Source organism: Paenibacillus sp. JT22N7 (genome assembly GCF_059383875.1).
Map to the genome: position 1 here is coordinate 72414 of NZ_JBXENY010000010.1, position 20281 is coordinate 92694.

The 20281-nt window shown below is 49.5% G+C and carries 17 protein-coding genes; 7 read left to right on the plus strand and 10 right to left on the minus strand.

From position 1 onward, the window contains the following. Window positions 1-141 precede the first annotated feature (141 nt). From AC50Y5_RS24585 to AC50Y5_RS24595, 3 genes are read left to right on the plus strand one after another with little or no spacing between them, the layout of a single operon-like run. A complete protein-coding gene (locus tag AC50Y5_RS24585) occupies window positions 142-1473 on the plus strand; it encodes a spore germination protein (protein WP_056039836.1) in 1332 nt (443 codons plus the stop codon). Continuing rightward, window positions 1470-2570 (plus strand): GerAB/ArcD/ProY family transporter, encoded by a 1101-nt coding sequence (locus AC50Y5_RS24590; protein ID WP_056039834.1) that lies wholly within the window; start codon window positions 1470-1472, stop codon window positions 2568-2570. The genes AC50Y5_RS24585 and AC50Y5_RS24590 overlap by 4 nt, the downstream gene beginning before the upstream one ends. Next, window positions 2567-3673 (plus strand): Ger(x)C family spore germination protein, encoded by a 1107-nt coding sequence (locus AC50Y5_RS24595; protein WP_056039832.1) that lies wholly within the window; start codon window positions 2567-2569, stop codon window positions 3671-3673. Before AC50Y5_RS24590 ends, AC50Y5_RS24595 begins: the two co-directional genes overlap by 4 nt. A gap of 39 nt (window positions 3674-3712) precedes the next feature. On the opposite strand, the gene fni is transcribed toward AC50Y5_RS24595, so the two are convergent. Then, complete coding sequence (gene fni, locus AC50Y5_RS24600) at window positions 3713-4792, minus strand: type 2 isopentenyl-diphosphate Delta-isomerase (protein WP_056039829.1); 1080 nt, start codon at window positions 4790-4792, stop codon at window positions 3713-3715. A gap of 166 nt (window positions 4793-4958) precedes the next feature. Here fni and nagB point away from each other — a divergent pair, with 166 nt between their 5' ends. The 3 genes from nagB to AC50Y5_RS24615 all read left to right on the plus strand — a co-directional run bounded on the left by nagB (window position 4959) and on the right by AC50Y5_RS24615 (window position 8574). Further along, window positions 4959-5684, plus strand: a complete 726-nt coding sequence (gene nagB / locus AC50Y5_RS24605; protein ID WP_056040131.1) for a glucosamine-6-phosphate deaminase — start codon at window positions 4959-4961, stop codon at window positions 5682-5684. Window position 5685: 1 nt separating this feature from the next. Further along, window positions 5686-6879, plus strand: a complete 1194-nt coding sequence (gene nagA / locus AC50Y5_RS24610; RefSeq protein ID WP_494864047.1) for an N-acetylglucosamine-6-phosphate deacetylase — start codon at window positions 5686-5688, stop codon at window positions 6877-6879. Window positions 6880-7176: 297 nt separating this feature from the next. Continuing rightward, window positions 7177-8574 carry a glycosyltransferase family 39 protein gene (locus AC50Y5_RS24615; RefSeq protein WP_056039826.1) on the plus strand — a complete coding sequence of 466 codons (1398 nt, stop codon included), beginning with the start codon at window positions 7177-7179 and terminating at the stop codon, window positions 8572-8574. Between the two features lie 132 nt (window positions 8575-8706). Here the strand turns inward: AC50Y5_RS24615 and AC50Y5_RS24620 are convergent, their stop codons facing one another. The 9 genes from AC50Y5_RS24620 to AC50Y5_RS24660 all read right to left on the minus strand — a co-directional run bounded on the left by AC50Y5_RS24620 (window position 8707) and on the right by AC50Y5_RS24660 (window position 18523). Next, window positions 8707-9279, minus strand: coding sequence for a TetR/AcrR family transcriptional regulator (locus tag AC50Y5_RS24620; protein ID WP_056039824.1), 573 nt, complete (start codon window positions 9277-9279; stop codon window positions 8707-8709). A gap of 143 nt (window positions 9280-9422) precedes the next feature. Continuing rightward, window positions 9423-10220 carry a DeoR/GlpR family DNA-binding transcription regulator gene (locus AC50Y5_RS24625; protein ID WP_056039822.1) on the minus strand — a complete coding sequence of 266 codons (798 nt, stop codon included), beginning with the start codon at window positions 10218-10220 and terminating at the stop codon, window positions 9423-9425. A 2-nt stretch (window positions 10221-10222) separates the two neighbouring features. Further along, window positions 10223-11179, minus strand: a complete 957-nt coding sequence (locus tag AC50Y5_RS24630) for a sugar kinase (protein WP_056039820.1) — start codon at window positions 11177-11179, stop codon at window positions 10223-10225. Window positions 11180-11259: 80 nt separating this feature from the next. Beyond that, complete coding sequence (locus tag AC50Y5_RS24635; protein WP_056039818.1) at window positions 11260-11691, minus strand: hypothetical protein; 432 nt, start codon at window positions 11689-11691, stop codon at window positions 11260-11262. A 239-nt stretch (window positions 11692-11930) separates the two neighbouring features. Then, complete coding sequence (recQ, locus tag AC50Y5_RS24640; RefSeq protein WP_494864048.1) at window positions 11931-14123, minus strand: DNA helicase RecQ; 2193 nt, start codon at window positions 14121-14123, stop codon at window positions 11931-11933. Between the two features lie 183 nt (window positions 14124-14306). Next, a complete protein-coding gene (gene mdh / locus AC50Y5_RS24645) occupies window positions 14307-15248 on the minus strand; it encodes a malate dehydrogenase (protein ID WP_494864049.1) in 942 nt (313 codons plus the stop codon). A 29-nt stretch (window positions 15249-15277) separates the two neighbouring features. Continuing rightward, complete coding sequence (icd, locus tag AC50Y5_RS24650) at window positions 15278-16573, minus strand: NADP-dependent isocitrate dehydrogenase (protein WP_056039812.1); 1296 nt, start codon at window positions 16571-16573, stop codon at window positions 15278-15280. Window positions 16574-16621: 48 nt separating this feature from the next. Continuing rightward, window positions 16622-17734 (minus strand): citrate synthase, encoded by a 1113-nt coding sequence (citZ, locus tag AC50Y5_RS24655; protein WP_046229430.1) that lies wholly within the window; start codon window positions 17732-17734, stop codon window positions 16622-16624. Window positions 17735-18184: 450 nt separating this feature from the next. After that, entirely contained in the window at window positions 18185-18523 is a 339-nt protein-coding gene (locus AC50Y5_RS24660) for a hypothetical protein (RefSeq protein WP_056039810.1), read from the minus strand. Window positions 18524-18721: 198 nt separating this feature from the next. Between AC50Y5_RS24660 and ppx the strand changes: the two genes are divergently transcribed. Further along, window positions 18722-20257 (plus strand): exopolyphosphatase, encoded by a 1536-nt coding sequence (gene ppx, locus AC50Y5_RS24665; RefSeq protein WP_056039809.1) that lies wholly within the window; start codon window positions 18722-18724, stop codon window positions 20255-20257. Window positions 20258-20281: the final 24 nt, after the last annotated feature.

Genomic DNA, 20281 nt, shown 5'->3' on the forward strand with positions numbered 1-20281 from the left:
CTTTATGCTACTTAGGCAAAAGGATGCCCTGTAATGATTCACTCCAATGGGTATAATTACAGGTCGCTTGGCGCACCTTAAGCCCGTGAGCGACAAGCTGGAAGCTCACTTTGCCCATTTTGCTGCTAAGGAGGAAGCTCTATGATCGACCACATCCGCCTGCTGTTTGCCCAATCGGTTGATTTAAAGGTGCAACAGCTCAAAAATGACGATTTAATTATCGAAATTGCCTATATCTCCTCTTTATGCGACGAGCAAATGATCAGCAATTATGTGCTAGTACCTTTTATGAAGGAAGAGGTGCCTTACGATAAACAGCTGCGTACGATTAGCGACTATCTAGTCGTTGATGATCCAGCTACGTGGACCGATTTGCTGCTGAAAGGCAATATTTTAATAGAAGCTCAAGGCATCGTTTACTCGCTTTACACAGCGAAAATTATTAGTAATGAAAGTACCCAAACCCAAGTAGAAAGTGCAATTCAAGGACCGCAGCTTGCGTTGAACGAAGATTTGAAAAAATCGCTTAACCTCATCCGCAGCATGTACCACTCTCCTGAGCTGTGTGTAGAGGAACACACCGTTGGGTCGCTGTCGAAGACGGAAATTATTGTGCTGTTCGATCAGCGCCGCGTCGATCCGACTGTATTGAATCAGTTGAGGCAAAGACTGACGAAAGCGCAAACCGAGATGCTGCAGGCCGCAGGCGAGCTGGAAACGATTTTAACCGGAAAGCAGTGGCATCTGTTCCCTACTGTCCTGATTACCGAGCGCCCGGATCGCATTACGACGGCTATCTCCAATGGTAAAATCGCCATTCTCATAAAAGGAAATATGTTCGCTCTAGTGCTGCCTGTCACCTTTTTTGACTTTATGCATGCGGTCGAGGATAACTACGAAGCCTTTTGGATGACCCGCACGCTTATCTTACTGCGCTATGTTGCGGTTGTATTGACCATTACGCTGCCTGCCCTCTATGTATCCATTATCTCTTACAATCCAGAGCTCTTTCGGGTACAGCTGGCACTCTCCATCGCCGGAAGCCGCTCGGCTGTACCCTACCCGTCCTTTATTGAGGTAATGGTTATGCTATTTATGATCGAAGCGCTAATTGAGGCTAGTATTCGGCTGCCCCGCTACATTGGCTCAACGGCTACAACCGTCGGCGGTCTTATTTTGGGACAAGCAGCCCAGCAGGCCGGTCTCGTCAGCAGCATTATGATTATTGTGACATCCGTCGTCGCCATTTCCAATTTTGTCGTTCCGGTCAATTCCTTGTCATTTGCTATCCGCTTTTTGAAATATCCACTCATTGTGATGGCTATCTTTTTCGGCATTACCGGAGTTACCGTCGGCTCATTCATGTACGTGGTCTATTTATGCAATTTGCGAAGCTTCGGCAAGCCTTATTTCCGCATGTTTGCAGGCACAAAATCACAGTCAGGGGACATTGGGCAGGTAAAGGTGGAATGACACGCTACTTCTTTTACAACTTTTTTCTGACCAGCTTCGTCAACTTGATGCTGTATGTGCCGCATATTCTAATCGAACACCGTTACAGTGGCGCCGTCTCCTCGATGCTGATTTCCGGGGCCACCGGAACTTTGCTCACCTATGCCTATACTGCTGCGCTAGCGCATTTTCCCGGCATGGGGCTGCCTGAAATTTTACGGGCCTATTGGCCGCGGTGGCTCGTCTCGCCCATTATGGTTTATGTAGCGATTATTTGCTTCGTATCGTCTACTATTGTCGTGGCCGCCTTTGCGATCATGATCAACCGCTTTTTCAATCCGGAGCTGAATCCGCTGGTCATTTTATGCCTGCTTGTTATTGCCTGCGGCTATGCGGCCTCACGCTCGACGTTATCCGTACAGCATATTATCGAGGTTGGGCTGCTGCTCAATGCGCCGATTATTTTTTTCGTGCTGTTCAAAATGGTGAGAAGCCCGCAGTTAAATTGGGATGCCATTCATACTGTCGCCAATTTTGTGATGGTGCGCCCAGAGCTTGGCTCTATTGCCGCCGGGGTATTTGTATTCACCGGATTTTTCAATCTGTCGATATTTAATCGTCTACTGCCGCCGAATTTCAGCTATACGTATCGCTGGCTCGTACCGATATTTGGCATGATTATTTTGAGCATTTCCTTCTTCGTGCCTATCGGATTCCATGGTACTGAAGCGGTAGATGAATACCTTTATGTATGGAGCATGACTGCTGACTCGATTACACTGCAATACGGTTTTATCGAACGGGTATTGTTTCTGTTCCTGATTGTGTATCTAAATCTATCGCTCATTTATACGATGAGCTGCTGGCATCAAGCGATGGAATTTATTAAAAGCTGCTTCCCCAAGCTGAAAATGGCAACCGACTTCGAGGAAACGCCCGTTATCAACTATATGATTTGCGGCGTGTTTGCTGTAGCTGCCGTAATTTATTTGTTTTTCAGCGATGAACGCTTAGAGTTTATGTTTACGCGCTATTGGCTGACGGCGATGCTGTTTTCTTATATAGCCATCGTGATTTCCGTGTTCATGCTTAGCCGAAAGGAGCGTAAATCCGCATGAAGATGCGCTCGTTAAAGCTCACGCTGCTAGCTTTGTGCATGCTGTTGGCCTGTACAGCATTAAGCGGCTGCGGCTTTAAAGATATTGACAAACGTTATTTTATCGTGGCGATGGGTATCGATTACAGTGGCAAAAAACAAAATCCTTTTCTCATTACGCTGCGCCTGGCCATTGCCTCACCGAAAATCGAGCCCGGCGCTGGCAAAGCGCAAGTAGAAACAATTGAAGCCGCAAGCATCGCCGAAGGTGTGCGTATGCTGAAAGCCCATGTGGACAAGGAATTGGACTTTGGCCATTGCAAAATTTTTCTCATCGGTGAGCGCGTTGCTTATAAGGATTATTCCCCTGTGCTGGATTGGATGAAAAGACGGCGGGATATACAAAGTATTGCGAATTTGGCGATTGGCAAGCCGGATGCCCGGACGATTTTGAAAATTAATCCCCAGGCGGAGCGCTATCCGGGAAATGCGCTGTTTCTAAGCTTCAGTGCAGATGGAACGGACAATCCCTATACGTATGTAGAAAATCTTTCGGATCTGACGAGGCGCGTCATGGAAAAAGGTTTGGACCCCATCATGCCGATTATTCGCAACGAAGGCAACAGCGGCTATGTTATTAACCACACGGCGCTGCTGGATAAAACGAAAATCAAGCTCGTCCTAAAGCCGGAAGAATCACAGCTATTTAACCAGTTGGCTCAAAACTACGAGAAGTCTTCGATTCAAGGAAGTTTCTCAAACAATCGGATTGTGGGAGCCATCAGCAAAATTAAAAGCCATTATCACTTTAGCGAGCATAATGGCAAGCTTCAATTAAACATGGACGTTCGCATAAAAGTGCTTATGGAGGAAGCACCTCCACATTTGTTTGACCAGGGCTGGGGACAGGTGGAGCAAAAGCTAAGCCAAGATTACTCCAAATTGACGGATAAGCTGCTGATAAAAATACAGCAGGCTGGCGTCGATCCTTTCGGCTTTGGCCTGCATTACCGGGCGACTCATGCTGGCGAAGCAGCCTGGCAGCAATGGCAAAATATTTACCCGACGCTGCAATTCGCCGTCAATGCCCGAATCAAAATCGAAGGGACCGGCCTGATTAAATAGGCTGCGGTCCCTTCGTTTGTTATGTAGGCTATGTCATGATTAATCGGCTTTCGAAGCAAGCCGATCCGTCTGGCGAAGCTGCTCAATTGTGCGGACGCCAATGCCGAACATCGCCGCCTTTAATTCAAACTCAATTCGCTCAAACTGCTGGGTAAGCTGGCGAATTGACAGGTCGGTTGTCCCATGCACCGCTTGCGGCAATAAGACACGCCCAAAGCCAGCGAGATTCGCTCCAAGCGCAATCGCTTTAGCCGCATCAACACCATGCCTTAATCCGCCGCTCGCTATAACGCTCATATGCGGCAATGTGCTGCGAATCGCGCTAACGCTTTCCGCTGTCGGAATGCCCCAATCGGCGAATGCCTCCGCAGCTTGCCGGCGCAATCCTTCACCCGCCCGGTATTTCTCGACCTGGCTCCAGGATGTGCCCCCCGCTCCAGCGGCATCAATAAAGGAAATGCCTGCATTCGCAAGCATTGCGGCGGTACCCGCATCAATGCCCCAGCCTACTTCCTTCACACCGACTGGCACAGGGAGGGCGCGGCATACTTGCTCAATTCGCGTCAGCAAGCCGCGAAAGTCCGTGTTGCCTTCCGGCTGAAAAACCTCCTGCATGCTGTTGACGTGAAGCACGAGGGCATTCGCCTCTGCTATGTCAACTGCACGCAAGCAATCATCGGTACCGAAGCCGTAATTCAGCTGTACCGCTCCGAGATTGGCGATGATCGGTACCGAAGGCGCCTCCATTCTGATATGAAAGGAGGCGGCCAAGTCCTCACGCTCAATAGCGGCCCGCATGGAGCCCAGACCAATCGCCCAGCCTCGTGCCTCGGCAGCCTCTGCCAGGCGGCGGTTAATAGCCCCAGCCTCCGAGGTGCCTCCGGTCATAGAGCTGACGAGCAGCGGCGCTTTCATCGGCGAATTGAACCACTCCGTCTTAAGTTCAATTTCCTCAAATGACAGCTCAGGCAGCGCATTATGACGGAACCGCAGTCGATCAAGCCCTGTATCGATATGCTGGCCGTTCACTTCCTCCTGCAAGCAAATGCGGATATGCTCATTTTTGCGTTTCGCGGTTTTCGCCGCTTCCTCCGCCTCCGTACGCTGCGTTGTCGTCATTGCCTTTACCTCCTGCAAATATTCTATCCGTCCATCATAACATACGCTGTGAGTACATGTTAAATTGATTGTAAAAATCATTAATTTGAACTTTACAATCAAAATTATTGTTAAAAAGATATTTTTAGTTTAAAATAAAATCATAACCTGAAGGAGGCGCTTCATGATGCAAATCATTCACTTTAACGACTGGGAACTGCTTGACGCTTATGCGGCTCAAACCATTATTAATAAAATCCAAGAGAAGCCAAATGCGGTGCTAGGGCTCGCTACAGGCTCGACACCTCTAGGCATCTATGCCAAAATAATAGAAGCATATCGCAGCAAGGAAGTCTCGTTCGCCCAGACGACTACCGTCAATTTGGACGAATATGTAGGCCTGCCTGCCGAGCATGAACAAAGCTATGCTTATTATATGAAGCAGCAGTTATTTTCCCATATTGATATTGCAGACGATCATTATCATTTGCCTAATGGGCTGGCTGAAAATTTGAAAGCCGAATGCGACCGTTACGACCAGCTGCTGGAGCAAAATCCAATCGATATTCAGCTGCTTGGGCTTGGACATAACGGACATATCGGCTTTAATGAGCCTGATGCGTTGCTATCCGCGGGTACCCATGCCGTCCAACTGAAGGCGGCAACGCTGGAAGCAAATGCCCGGTTTTTCTCATCGGCCGCAGAAGTTCCGAAGATGGCGCTGACGATGGGTGTCGGCTCCATCCTGAAAGCACACACCATTATACTCGTGGTTCGCGGCGCAGATAAAGCGGAGATCGTAGAGCAAGCGTTGACCGGCCCTATTACAACTGATGTGCCAGCTTCGCTGCTCCAGACTCATCCCCGGGTTATCGTGCTTCTCGACCGCGAAGCCGGAAGGAAGCTGAAGTAATATGAAAAACTCGCCCTTCTCATGGGTGATTCATCACGTCCATATCGTCTTGGAAGACCGGATCATTGCTGGCAGTGCTGTTATTAAAAATGGCCTCATTTACCGCCTGCTGGAAAATGCTGCTGTTCTTAGTGCTGAAGAACAGGCGCTGCCCGCTATAGATGGAGCCGGCGGCTATTTATTGCCAGGCTTTATCGACGTCCATGTGCATGGCGGCTTTGGCGCCGACTTTATGGATGCCAGCCGCAGCAGCTACGACACGATTACCCGTTTCCACGCCTCCCAGGGCACAACGGGTATGCTGGCGACGACGATGACCGCTTCTAAAGAAGCGATCGAGTCGGTTCTGCATGCCGCAGCGGATTACAGAAGCGGCGACATGCCCTATGCCGCACTGCTTGGTGTCCATCTGGAAGGACCGTTTCTGAATGAAAAATGGATCGGTGCGCAAAATCCCGCTTACCTCTCGCCTCCTCGGCAGGACTGGCTGGAGGCATGGACTGCAGAGTTTCCCGATTTGATTCAAATTTTGACACTTGCGCCTGAACGGGAAGGCTCACTTCCGCTCATTGCCTGGCTTGCTGAAAATAATATCGTCGCCGCTTGCGGCCATACCGATGCCTCCTTCGCGGATATCGAAGCCGCAGCAGACGCTGGACTGTCCCACGCCGTCCATACGTATAATGCGATGCGTCCGCTGCATCACCGCGAGCCGGGAACCGTCGGCGCTGTTCTCAGCGATCCGCGGATATATGCCGAGCTCATAGCCGATGGCCATCATGTCCATCCGGGAGCGATCCGGCTGCTTGCAGCTGCCAAACCGGCAGACAAGCTTATTCTCATTACCGATGCCATGTCGGCAGCGGGCATGCCCGACGGGAATTACTCGCTTGGCGGCTTGGCCGTCGAGATGAAAGATCAGGTTGCCCGCCTGCAAGGCAGCGGCAGTCTCGCAGGCAGCAGTCTGACGATGCTGCGTGCCTTCCGGTACATGCTGGCCAACACTGCGCTGTCTGTCGCCGAAGTCAGCCGCTGCGCCAGCGGTAATGCGGCTAAGCAGCTCGGTATCTACGAGCAGACGGGCTCTATCGCATGCGGCAAGCAAGCAGATGTCATTTTGACGGATGCTGATTTCTCCGCAGTGAGCCATACTTGGGTAGGCGGCAAGCTTGTGTTCGATGCTTCCCGGAATTAAACTATCTTCTCTATTAATAAAGCCGTCCTTGCCTAACAGCAGGGGCGGCTTTATTCGTATGGAATATCCAGCATAAACTTCGCTTTAATTAAGCTTATTTCCGGCAGATGAATCCAATTGCAGCTCACAGCTAGCCTCTTTAACCTATTTCGGATAAAATTGGATAAGTCATTCCGCTTAAAGAAAGGAGAAGCTATGCGCTTATTCCACTCATTCCAATCGATACGTTCTTTTTCTGCTCAAACGCTCACTTTTATAGGAGGCTTATTTTTCGTTGTCGTTTTCGCTGCTTCCTTTATGAATACAGCGCAGCTGCTCCAAAGTCCCTTGCTTGCCGCTAGCGGTGTTTTCCTTACGCTCATCCTTATATTTGCCGCCTCCTGGTTGCTTGGACGCCAAATATCGGCTAAAAGCTATTTGCTCGCACTTATAGCGATCAGCCTGCTGTCCCGGCTCGGCTGGATTATTTGGATCGATACACCTCCCGATTCCGATTTCCTGTTTATGTATAATGCTGCCAAGCTAGCGGCAGCAGGCGATTTTTCATTTAATCAGGATGAATATTTTCTCAGCTGGGTGTACCAGTTTGGCTTTACGATGTATGAAGCAGGTATGATCAAGCTATTTGGCGGAGCAGCGCTGTTCATGCTTAAGCTAGTTAATGTGCTGTTCAGTGCAGCGACCGTGCTGCTCGTTTATTACGCTGCCCTAGAGCTGTTTAACGAGCATACGGCGCGAATTGCGGGGCTGCTGTATGCGCTCTATATTCCCAATATCATCATGTGCTCGGTACTGACGAATCAGCATTGGTCGACATTCTTTTTCACATTCGGCTGCCTGCTCATCATTAGTAAACGCTTCGAAAACAAATATGGCTGGCTTCTAATCGGCCTCGCCTTCGGACTTGCGAACTTGATGAGACCGCTAAGCCTCGTGTATTTAGCTGGCTTTGCTGCCTTTCAACTGCTATTTCGCTTGTTCAAAGCTAAATCGGGCGATTACAGGCCTGCCGGGCTATCGATTGGAAAATCCACTACATTATTGCTTGCCCGTGCCGCCGGCGTGTTTATTATTTTTTATATGGTGCAAGCTTTAGCCAGCTATGCACTCGTGCAAAGCGAAGCCTCGCAATACCCGTTATCTAACCGGGAGCCTTATTGGAAATTCGTCGTAGGATTAAATGCGGAAACAGATGGCAGATGGTCGCTTGAGGATGGCAAGTACGTGCTGCAATTTAAGCTTGGCGAGGAGCGTGACGCAGCAGAGCTGGCATTGATCAAGGAGCGTCTCGCCGATCCGGCCGCAGTCGCCTCACTGTTTGCGCGCAAGCTCGCTATTTTTTGGGGCGAAGAGGATTCGGCGGTTATGTGGAGCTTGAAGGATATGAATCAGGAACAGCTTGCTGCCGTCCTAAAAATAGCGGAGCGCTTCCTCTTCACTGCCATGAGCGCAGCAGGAGTCTATTCGCTGTACAGCTTATGGCGCAGCCGGTTTGCCGAGCAGCATAAGGCCGGCCACATGCTTTTTCTGATTTTACTGCTGGGCTATGCGTTCGTGCAGCTTTGGATTGAAATACAAGCAAGATATCGGCTCGATCTGCTTCCATGCTTTATTTTATTGCAGAGCTACGGTATCTATATGATGCAAATGAAACGAATAGCGCTGCGAAAAATAAAGGCCGACTCCCTGAATTAAAGGCAGCCGACCTTTAAATATTGAGCTGAAGCAGTGGAAGTTGCCATTGTCCGTGTACTTATCGGCACGATTCCGCTGCTTTATATTTAATTAATGAATGATCATTCATTAAACTTAAAAAAATTTATCGTTTTATCGCTTTATCGCGTCCCAACTCATTTTAATCGCGCTATCCAGCTTTTCAGGCGTAAACTCAAAATCACCTTTAAACTGCTCTTTAACCAGCTCGGCTACCGGCAAAATGGAATACGTAATGAGCATATGATTATCTACATCCTTGAACAGCTGCTGCTGCTTGCCGCTCTCAAAAAACTCAAATATAGGCATATACAGCGCTGCGCTTTCTTCCAAGCACCAATTTTGCAGCAGTGGCGAGTTCGAGATTTGTTCCATAAACAAAAAATAAGATTTGTGCTCCTGCACAAATTGGATAAAATTGCGAATGTACAGATTAAAGCGCTGCTCGATCGGTGCCGAATGGTCTACCCCATTAAACAGCTTATCGCTCATTATTTTTTTCGCTTTTAAATACGTCTTGCCGAGCATATCCTCCTTATTCTCAAAATAAATGTAAATCGTAGCCGCAGACACATTCGCCCGCTTGGCGATTTTAGAAATGGACGTTTCCGAAATGCCAATTTCGTTAATCAACTGAATCGTAGCTTCAAAAATTAATTCTATTTTATTTTCATCTCTTAGTCTCATGCGTCAACAATAAACGATCGTTTATTTATTGTCAATACTAAACGACAGCTGGCAGATTGCCCCCCATTTTATGCGACAAAGGCTAGGAATGTAAAAAACAGGCAGCAGGAGCCACTTTCCATGCTCCTGCTGCCTTACCATTGCTAACTATTCGTTTCTGCTACGTAAACGTCAATATTGAGCTGCTGTGCCGCCAGCTTAAGCTCGCCTTCAATCGGCTGATCGGTAATGAAAGCTTGCAGCGCTGCAAGCGGCGAAATCGAGAACAGTGACATTTTGCCAACCTTCGTCTGATCGAACACCGCATACGTCTCAACGGATCGCCTAATCAGCGCTTTGGCAATTTGCGCTTCCTGTTCCGAATACGTCGTAATGCCCCCGCCTGCCGATACACCATCAACGCCAATGAACATTTTACCAATATTCAAATGATCGACCATGCCTTCTCCCAGCGGCCCGCAAAGCTCAAAGCTGTTGTGGCGCATAATGCCGCCCGTGACAACGACTTGAATCGGGCTCCCCGCCAGCTCCATCGCAATATTCACTGCATTCGTCACGACGGTAATGCCGCTTCTGAGTTTAAGCTGCTTGGCAATCAAATAATTGGTCGTGCCGCCGGACAGGCCGATGACATCGCCCTCCTGAATAAGCGATACCGCCTTCGCGGCAATTCTTTCTTTTTCCAGGTACGAAATATCCTGCTTTTCCGAAAAGCCCATATCACGAACGACGCTGAGCCCATCATACATCGCCCCGCCAATCGTGCGAATAATCGGATAGCTGGCTTCCATTTGCTCTAAGTCTCTTCTTGCGGTCGCTTCCGAACAATCGAATTGCTCCACAATCTCGGAAATCGTAACGCGCCCCTGCTGCTTAAGCAGCTGCAAAATCGCCTCGCGGCGGCGCTGTCCTTTAGACGACGGAACATTCGCTTCAGCCATAATTAACGCTCCACCCATGCTTTATCGCTCATTCGCTGCTCGACAACGCTCCATTCTGGAAGCGCCTCCCAATCTCCACGCATTTGAACGACGAGTGAGCCATTGATGCTCGCAAGCTTTACAGCTTCGACAGGCGTCATTCCCTTCATAATCCCTGCCAAAAAGCCAGCGCAAAAACCATCGCCCGCTCCGACCGTATCAATAACCTTGTCCGCCTTATAGAAAGGAACAGCCGTTTCCTCGCTGCCATCCAGCACGATCGTCGCATCATCTTTGCCTTTAATGATCTTCACCGCATCCAGTTCAAGCAGCTTTTGCTTTACAACATCATAGCTATCTGTGTTGTAAAGCAGCATCAGCTCATCCCAGCCCGGCAAAAAGTAATCCGCATCAGCCGCAAAGGGCAGCAGCACCTCCCGCGCTTCTTCGATCGACCAAAGCTTCAGCCGCAAATTGGGATCAAAGCTTACTTTGACGCCAGCATCCTTTGCAATGTCGATGGCTCTCCGCACCGTCCGGCGGCAATTCTCGCTAAGCGCCGCTGTAATTCCCGTTACATGCAGCAGCTTCGATCCTTGAATGTACGCCTCATCAAGATGCTCTGGCTCCATCCGGCTTGCAGCAGAATGCTTGCGGTAATAATGCACGGCCATGCGGCCTGCTACCGTCTCGCGGAACATCATGCCCGTTGGCGCTTCTTCGCTCAGCCTGACGCGGGATACATCTACCCCTTCCCCGCGAAGCGTTTTCAATATAATCCGCCCGAAAGGATCATTACCAAGAGCGCCGAACCAGCCTACCGAGCTTCCTAAGCGTGAAAGGCCAATGGCGACATTGCTTTCCGCCCCGCCGAAGCCCTGCTCCAGTGTAGTCGCCCGTTCAATCGCCTTATGCTCCTGCGGCATAAATAGCGCCATCGATTCTCCGAATGTAATGATGTCTGGTGATGCTTGTCCCACATTCTCCGCCCCCTGCAACGTTGATTTGAGTTCGCTTTCCTTCCATAATCAAACAAACACGGTGTTCACTTGCCGACTTGCTATACTGTAGCAAAAATCGGGAAACGCATAAAATAAATAACAACCAGGTACAGCACCAGCACGATTAGGCTCATGACGCGAGCTTTGCCGATATGTGCGGAAGCGCTTTGACCTTCACGAATAGAAGAAACGATGCGCTTCAGCGGCTTCGTAATAATACCGCCCAATGCGGCAATCCCCAAAAACAAAACCGTTACAATAATCATCCAGATTACGGCATAATCGCCTTTCGACATCATGTAGCCGCCTGTCAGCAGTTGGACAATGAGAAAATATTGTGCGACCCGGTTTGCCGACAGCAGGCCATCAGCCAGCCCTTCCTGTCCTACTCCTGCAAGCTTCGATGCCCGGCCAATCATAATCGGCAGCACAATATAAAAACCCATCCCTACAGCGCCCAATAAATGCAGCAAAACCATTACGTTATACATTCAGCTTTCCTCCTAAAAAAATTTGCGGGGCAGCAAGCGCAAGGCAAGCATCGGCTTAATTCTCACATGGCAAAGCTTGCGCTTAAATGCGCAAGCTTTATTGTAGCGATGCGATGAGTGCCCGCCAGCGCTGCATTAGCACCGTTTTTCTACTAAACACAGTATACTAAATGAACCTAGCAAATACAAAGAACTTCCATAAACCCATTAACTTACTCCGTTAAAAAACTAGCCTTCGCTCAATCCTCTGCCTTCAGGCCGTATTTAAAAATAACGGCATGGATCGCAAAATAATCGACATCGTCCGGCAGCGCATCTTTAATCGGACGCAGCTTCTCGGGACCCAGCTCCATAATGGCTGCTACAATTTCCTCTTCGCGATGGGCGGGAATAATTCGGCTAAAGTCCAGCTCATAGCCCTCCTCCGCACAGCGGATAATATGCCCTTCCACTGTTACCCGGCTGAGGCCGCGCTCTGCGGAAATGGCCTGCGGCGATTTGCCTTCATTAAACAGCTCTAAAGACAGCACATGGCTAGGCGTTTCATCATTCCCTCCCCTGCTGGAAGACTCTGCGGAAGCCGTCCTTGACTGCCCAACAGCAGATGCCTGCCCTGAAAAGGAAGCTGCCCCTCCTGCTGCTTCGTTAGGCTTGCCTGCATGCTCGCCAATAATAGCCAGCACCTCGGCACCATATTTCCGCGCCTTGGCTGCACCAATCCCTTTCGTTTGCAGCAGCTCATCTTCCGTGAGTGGTCTGGCATCAGCCAGTTCCTTGAGCGTTGCATCAAAAAACAGCATAAACGGCGGCACATTTTCGCGGGCTGCCGTCTCTTTGCGCCACTGCTTGAGCGCATCGAACAGCGGCGAAGCCATTCCGCCCTGCCCCGAATCCCTGCGTTTTACCGTTGTCCGCAAACGCTGCATGACCGTCTCCTTGCCTTCCAGAACAGGCAAAGCATTCGTCGTGAGCGAGACGGTCGGATATTGCCCATCGCTCATCCGCAAGTAGCCCTCGGCTACAAGCCAATATAGCCAATCGGTAATTTCCTTCTCTGGCCAACTGCTGAGCAGCCCATATGTAGTGAGCTCATCCAGCCTGAACTCCAGCAACCGTTTGTCGCGTGAGCCTTTAAGAACTTTAGCTGCCATCGTCACGCCAAACCGGCCGCGCATTCTGCCAACGCAGGAAAGGGCCTTCTGCGCTTCTGACGTTCGATCAACCAGCTCGCTTTTATCGAGGCAGTTGCCGCATTTTCCGCACGGCTCTACATTTTTCTCGCCAAAATAATCGACGATAAACTGCTGCAGGCAGCGATGCGTCCGGCTGTAGTTCATCATCGTATTCAGCTTGGACAGCTGAATCGACTTCCGTTCTGTATCGCCGACGCCCTGCTCGATAAGAAACCGCTGCACCTGCACATCCTGAGGCTCGAACAGCAAAATGCATTCGCTTTCCTCGCCGTCGCGTCCCGCCCGGCCCGCTTCCTGATAATACGACTCAACGTCGCCGGGCATTTGCCAGTGCAGCACATAACGCACGTTAGGCTTGTCAATGCCCATGCCAAACGCATTCGTGGCGACCATTACGCGCAGTTCATCGAAACGGAAGCGCTCCTGAGTCGTCGCTCGCTCCTCGTCGGACAAGCCGCCATGATATTTGCCTGCGGCAATCCCTTTGCGTACAAGCTGATCATGCACGGACTCGGCTTCTTTGCGCGTAGCCGTATAAATAATGCCCGACTGCTCTTCGCGCTCGGTTATAAACTTCTGCAAAAATTTCTTTTTGTCCGCCCCGCTAATGACCGACAACGATAAATTCGGCCTAGCAAAGCCGCTCACAAAAATATTCGGATCATGCATGCCCAGCATAGCCGATACATCCCGCGCCACCTCGTCCGTTGCCGTTGCGGTAAAGCCTGCAACTAGCGGACGGTTAGCGAGCTGTCCAATCCAGCCTGCCAGCTGGCGATAGCTTGGGCGGAAATCATGCCCCCACTGCGAGACACAGTGGGCCTCATCAATGGCGATCATCGGAATTTCCATCTGCTCGCTAAGTGAGCTGAACATTGGCGCATCAAGCCGCTCTGGCGCCACATACAGCAGCTTGTAATCGCCTCTGAACGCGCTTCGCAGTACTTCCCGGTATTCTACAGCTCCAAGCGAGCTGTTCAAAAATGCCGCTGGAATGCCGAGCCTGTTCAGCGCATCGACCTGATCCTTCATAAGCGATATGAGCGGAGAAACAACAAGCGTCGTTCCATTCAGCAGCAAGGACGGTATTTGGTAACAGACGGACTTGCCTCCGCCAGTCGGGAGAATGGCAAGCGTATCCCGGCCTTCCAGTATTCCTTGAATAATGGCTTCCTGTCCAGGTCGAAACGAGTCATAGCCGTACACCCGTTTCAGCTCGGCTCTAGCTTGCTCCAGCATGCTTCTTTCCCTCCCTTTGCACATTAAGCATCCTAAAAAATAGACCCATTACAAATATAAGCCCATTATAAGGGGGAACCTTACAACTTCTTATATTTCAAACGGAAAAACCCTGCCAGCAAAGTGTCAGGGTCCTCCCGTACTAAATCTTTTATAAAAGCCAGCTTGCTTTAGCTAAGTCCATTAAGCAGTTACGATTTGGATAACATTTCGAACCGATTGCGCTGATTGATCAAGCGCAGCCTTTTCTTCTGCCGTCAAATCAAGCTCCAGCACTTTCTCAATGCCATCGCCGCCAATAACCGCGGGTACGCCCATGAACAGATCGTCATAGCCATATTCGCCTTCAAGGTAAGCGATAACTGGAATAATGCGTTTTTTGTCCTTCAAAATCGCTTCTGTCATTTGCACAAGCGCTGCAGCTGGCGCATAATATGCGCTGCCGTTGCCGAGCAAATTAACGATTTCGCCGCCGCCAACACGAGCGCGCTGTACAATCGCTTCAATGCGCTCAGCTGAGATCAGCTTCTCGATAGGAATACCGCCAGCGTTGGAATACCGAACAAGTGGAACCATATCATCGCCATGACCGCCAAGCACGAAGCCGCGAACATCTTCCACGGAAACGTTAAGCTCTTGCGCAATAAATGTGCAGTAACGAGCAGTGTCAAGAACGCCGGATTGGCCGATAACGCGATTTTTAGGGAAACCAAGCGCTTGGTAAGCAACGTAAGTCATAGCGTCAACCGGGTTGCTAAGAATAATGACATAAGCGTTAGGGCTTGTTGCCTTTACGTTCTCACAAACGGATTTCACGATACCCGCGTTGGTGTTAACAAGATCGTCACGGCTCATGCCGGGTTTACGGGCAATGCCCGCAGTAATTATAACGACATCGGAATCCTTCGTATCTGCATAGTCAGACGTCCCGATAATGTTAACATCAAGGCCTTGTACTGGTGTCGATTCAAGCATGTCAAGCGCTTTGCCCTTTGTCGGGTTTTCCAATTGTGGAATATCGATGAGCACAACGTCGCCTAGCTCTTTTTGTGCTGCCATCAGGGCAGTTGTAGCGCCTGTGAAGCCTGCTCCAACAACAGTAATTTTTCTGCGTTTGATTGCCATTGTCTCATTACCTCCAGCCATTGTTGGTTCTAGAAGTTGTTAATAACCTCGTCAGCGAACTCGGAGCATTTCACTTCTTTAGCGCCATCCATCAAGCGGGCAAAGTCATAAGTTACTGTTTTGTTGTTGATCGATGCTTCCAGACCTTTGTAGATCAGGTCAGCCGCTTCCTGCCAGCCAAGGTGCTCAAGCAGCATTACGCCGGAGAGAATAACCGAGCCTGGGTTAACAACGTCTTTATCTGCATATTTAGGAGCTGTACCATGCGTAGCTTCAAAAATAGCATGTCCAGTCAAGTAGTTGATGTTTGCTCCTGGAGCGATACCGATACCGCCAACTTGCGCTGCAAGTGCATCGGACAGGTAGTCGCCGTTCAGGTTCAGCGTTGCGATTACGTCAAAGTCAGTCGGACGAGTCAGAACTTGCTGCAAAGCGATGTCCGCAATAGCGTCCTTCACGATCAGCTTGCCTGCTGCTTCCGCAGCTGCTTGTGCTGCATTTGCAGCTTCTGTGCCTTCTGCTTCTTTAATTCGGTCATATTGACCCCAAGTGAAGGTTTGCTCTGCAAATTCTGTTTCAGCTACTTCGTAGCCCCAGTTTTTGAAAGCTCCTTCTGTAAATTTCATGATGTTGCCTTTGTGTACCAGTGTAAGCGACTTGCGGCCATGCTTAAGCGCATATTCAATTGCTGCGCGGGCAAGGCGCTGCGAACCTTCTTTGGAAACCGGCTTGATGCCGATACCGGAAGTTTCAGGGAAACGGATTTTGTTAACGCCCATTTCAGTTTGCAGGAAGTTGATCACTTTTTTCACTTCTGCGGAACCTTCTTGGTACTCGATACCTGCATAAATGTCCTCTGTGTTTTCACGGAAAATAACCATGTCAACCAGCTCAGGGCGTTTTACAGGGGAAGGAACGCCGTCGAAGTAACGAACAGGACGCAGACATACGTACAGGTCAAGCTCTTGGCGAAGCGCTACGTTCAGGGAACGGATGCCGCCGCCGATTGGCGTAGTCAAAGGACCTTTGATTGCTACGATATATTCACGAATCGCTGTCAGCGTATCAGCTGGCAACCACTCGCCGTATTCATTGAATGCTTTCTCGCCGGCAAAAACTTCGTACCAAGCGATCTTTTTGTCGCCGCCGTAAGCTTTCGCTACAGCTGCGTCAAGCACGCGTTTCGAAGCGCGCCAGATGTCGCGGCCTGTGCCGTCGCCTTCGATGAAAGGAATGATTGGATTGCTAGGAACGTTCAGCACACCGTTGTCGATAGTGATTTTGTCGCCTTCAGTAGGTAATGCGAATTTTTCGAATTGAGCCATTGTTTATAATTCCTCCTTTAATTTGTGTAACGGTACTAAAAGCAGCGCTTAGCGCTCGTCGATTGGAATATATTTCGCGTTGACTGGACCGATATAGTCGGCGCGAGGACGAATCAAGCGATTGTTCTCGTATTGCTCAAGAATATGAGCACTCCAGCCGGAAACGCGGCTAATCGCAAAAATTGGCGTAAATAGATCACGAGCAATGCCTAGTGTCGTATAGACGGAAGCAGAGTAGAAATCTACATTTGGCTTAAGGCCTTTTTGACCGGTAACGAGCTCTTCGATCTTGATCGACATTTCATAAAGCTCCAAATTTCCAGTCAGCTTGCCGAGCTCTTGCGACATCTTTTGCAGATGCTTGGCGCGTGGATCGCCGTTTTTGTAAACGCGGTGACCGAAGCCCATAATCTTCTGCTTGTTCGCAAGCGCATTGTTGATATATGGCTCAACATTGGCAAAGGAGCCGATTTCCTCCAGCATAACCATTACCGCTTCATTAGCGCCGCCATGCAGCGGGCCTTTGAGCGCGCCGATTGCCGAGGTAACACCGGAATAAATGTCAGATAAAGTCGCTACCGTTACACGTGCCGCAAATGTAGATGCGTTAAGCTCATGGTCAGCATGCAGCACAAGTGCCTGATCAAGCGCTTTCACTGCAACCTCTTCAGGATCTTTGCCCGTAAGCATGTACAGGAAATTATGGGCGATGGATACGCCTTTCTTCGGAGCAATTGGATCTTTGCCTTCACGAATGCGAGCGAACGCTGCTACAACGGCTGGCAATTGCGCCTGCAACTTAATCGCTTTCAGCTGATTAGCTTCAGCAGTCATTTCATTAGCCGACTCATCATATAGAGCAAGGCTTGAAATGGCTGTACGAAGTGCCGCCATCGAATTCGTGTCCTTCGGGTACAGCTTAATTTGCTGGATAACGCCTTCAGGAATTGCTGTGTATGCATCTAACTGCTCTTGCAGTTTTGCTAGCTCGGAACGATTAGGCAGTTTGCCATACCATAACAAATAGGCAACCTCTTCAAATGTCGCATTTTCTGCCAAATCATCAATATCTATACCGCGGTATGTCAACACTCCGTCAATAATCGAGCTGATTGACGAAGAAGCGGCGACAATTCCTTCCAGACCTTTAGTTGCTGTCATCGTTCTCTCTCCTTTAGCTTGGAAATTTCACATCGCAAAATATCATTCGAATCCATGTCGTCCGTATAATCATAAATGATTTTGACAACAAAGTGAACAAAAGCACATATAAAAATGCTTTATCAGTAAGAAAGAAAATTGTGATGGGGTTGCTGGCATGTGAAATAACCTCACCTTTCGACACCCTGACAGATCTGGTACCTGCTTATGTAGTTAGATGTAAACGCCTGTCTTCTATCTTAACAGAAAAACAGGCAGAGTACTAACCGATCACGATACAAGCTTTAATAATCGTTTGTAAATAGACGAAACGACCGCTCCCCGGCAAAATACCGGGAAACAGCCGCTGCTTCATTTTTGCTGTTATTGATTGATGCCGAAATGACAAGGGCCTGCTGCGCAGCAAGTTTTCTTCCCTATAATAGGCTAAAGAAACAAATGGCTTGAAGGTTAATGATTTAACTCTCCAAACGATGAGCCTTGGTACTGTGGCTGCTGATAAGCAAAGGATTGGTTCGCATTTGAACTGGAAATTTGATTGCAAATGCTAGAAATTTGCTGCATTTGCTGCATCGCCTTTTGGTGACCTTGCAATGAGGTTTGGATAATATGGGCCGCTTGATGCTCACGCTGAGCAATTTGCTCCAACTGGGCGGCATTCGCTTGTTCTTGCTTCAACAATTGCTGATACATGCCTGATGCTTGCTGTGTTTGCTGCATCAGCTGCTGTAGAAGATGCTCGCATTGTGAAAGCTGTTGGCTAATATTCGTTTGTGAAAACTGATTCATTCGTAAAACCTCCAGATTGTTTAATAAACTGCCTCCTTTAATATGTCTTACACATCCATTTTTATTCTTGATTCGACAAATCTCGAATATCGTGATTCGCAACCCTAGAAGCTTGCTTTGAATGTCGCCTTACGCATCTTAGGACATTCTTCATCTGCTATGTTAAAATAAATTATTGCAAAAAATCGGAGGTTCGCTATGAATGAACATCGCATTGGTATTATAGATATAGGCTCCAACTCGGTGAGGCTCGTTGTTTATGAGCGAACAGCACACGGAGCACACCGCGTCATTGATGGGAGCAAACGCCCGGCGCGTTTAAGTGAACGAATTGACGATCAGGGCAATCTATCAGCTGAGGCAATGAGCGAGCTGCTCGGCACACTCAGCCATTTCCGCTTAATTTGCGCCCATAACCGAACTGGAGAAATCCGCGCAGTGGCAACAGCGGCAATTCGCAACGCTTCGAACCGCGCGGTTATTTTGGAAGCGATAAAAGCCGAAACCGGCCTTGATATAGAACTGCTTAGCGGCGAGCAAGAGGCAGCCTTTGGCTTCCTTGGGATGATTAATGCGATGGACCTGGAGGATGGTCTATTAGTTGATATTGGCGGCGGCAGCACGGAGGTATCGCTGTTTCGCGGACGCAAGCTGCAGCACTCCGTCTCCTTTCCTTTTGGCTGCGTGAGCCTGAATCGGCGTTTCGCATCCAAAGGCATGCTCAGCGACGAGGCTTTGCGCGCGCTGGACAATGCAGCGCTTGAAGCCTTCAAGTCCGTTCCATGGCTCGCCAAAGCGCAGGGACTGCCCATGATTGGCGTCGGGGGCACCGCCAGAGCGCTGGGCAAAATCCATCAAGCGGCGACGAACTACCCTTTTCATCAAACACATAATTATGCGATACCCGGAGGGGACGCCGAAATGGTGTTTGATCAGCTGCGGGCCCTGCCGCTGGACAAGCGCAGCAAGTTTCCCGGCCTGTCCAAAGATCGGGTAGACGTTATTGTGCCCGGCTTAGCCGTGCTGCGCCAGCTTTACAAGCTGACTAAAGCTTCAGGCTATATCATTTGTGGTGCCGGATTGCGCGACGGCATTTTTCATGATACACGATTTTCGCAAGAGTCTACTCATCAGGATGTGCTGGGCTTCAGCCTGCATAACATCAGCATGCTTCATCCCGCTGCACCGATGCAGCATGTATCGCAGGTAAACCGACTTGCTTTGCAGCTGTACGATGAGCTGAGGGAACTGCACCAAATGCCATCGCGAGCGCGGATTTTGCTTGATGCCGCTTCCAGCCTGTTTCGAATTGGCGCTTCCATTGACTACTACGACTACGCCAAGCATACGTTTTATTTAATCGTCAACTCGCATCTGAATGGATTGTCCCATAAGGAAATTTTGATTACGGCTTCGATCGCATCTTATAAAAGCAAAAGTCGGGCACGGCAACAGCTCCGTCCCTACAAAGAGATGCTTGTCGAATCCGACTATGAGTTAATCTGCAGGCTGGGCACACTGCTGCAGCTCGCCTCAGCGCTTGACCGCAGCGAGACACAGGCGCTAAGCAGGCTGGCCGTCTCTCTTACGCCTGAGCAGCTTAAGCTGCATGCCGTACGTCCTAGCAGCTCGCTGACCGTTGAGCGTCTGGAGGTAGGCGAGCTCGCTCCCGAGTTTTCCAAGCTGTGGAAGCTGACTCCTGTGCTCGAACTGCCTGATTATATTCAGGCATAGAAATCGTTGCTTTCCTTAAATATT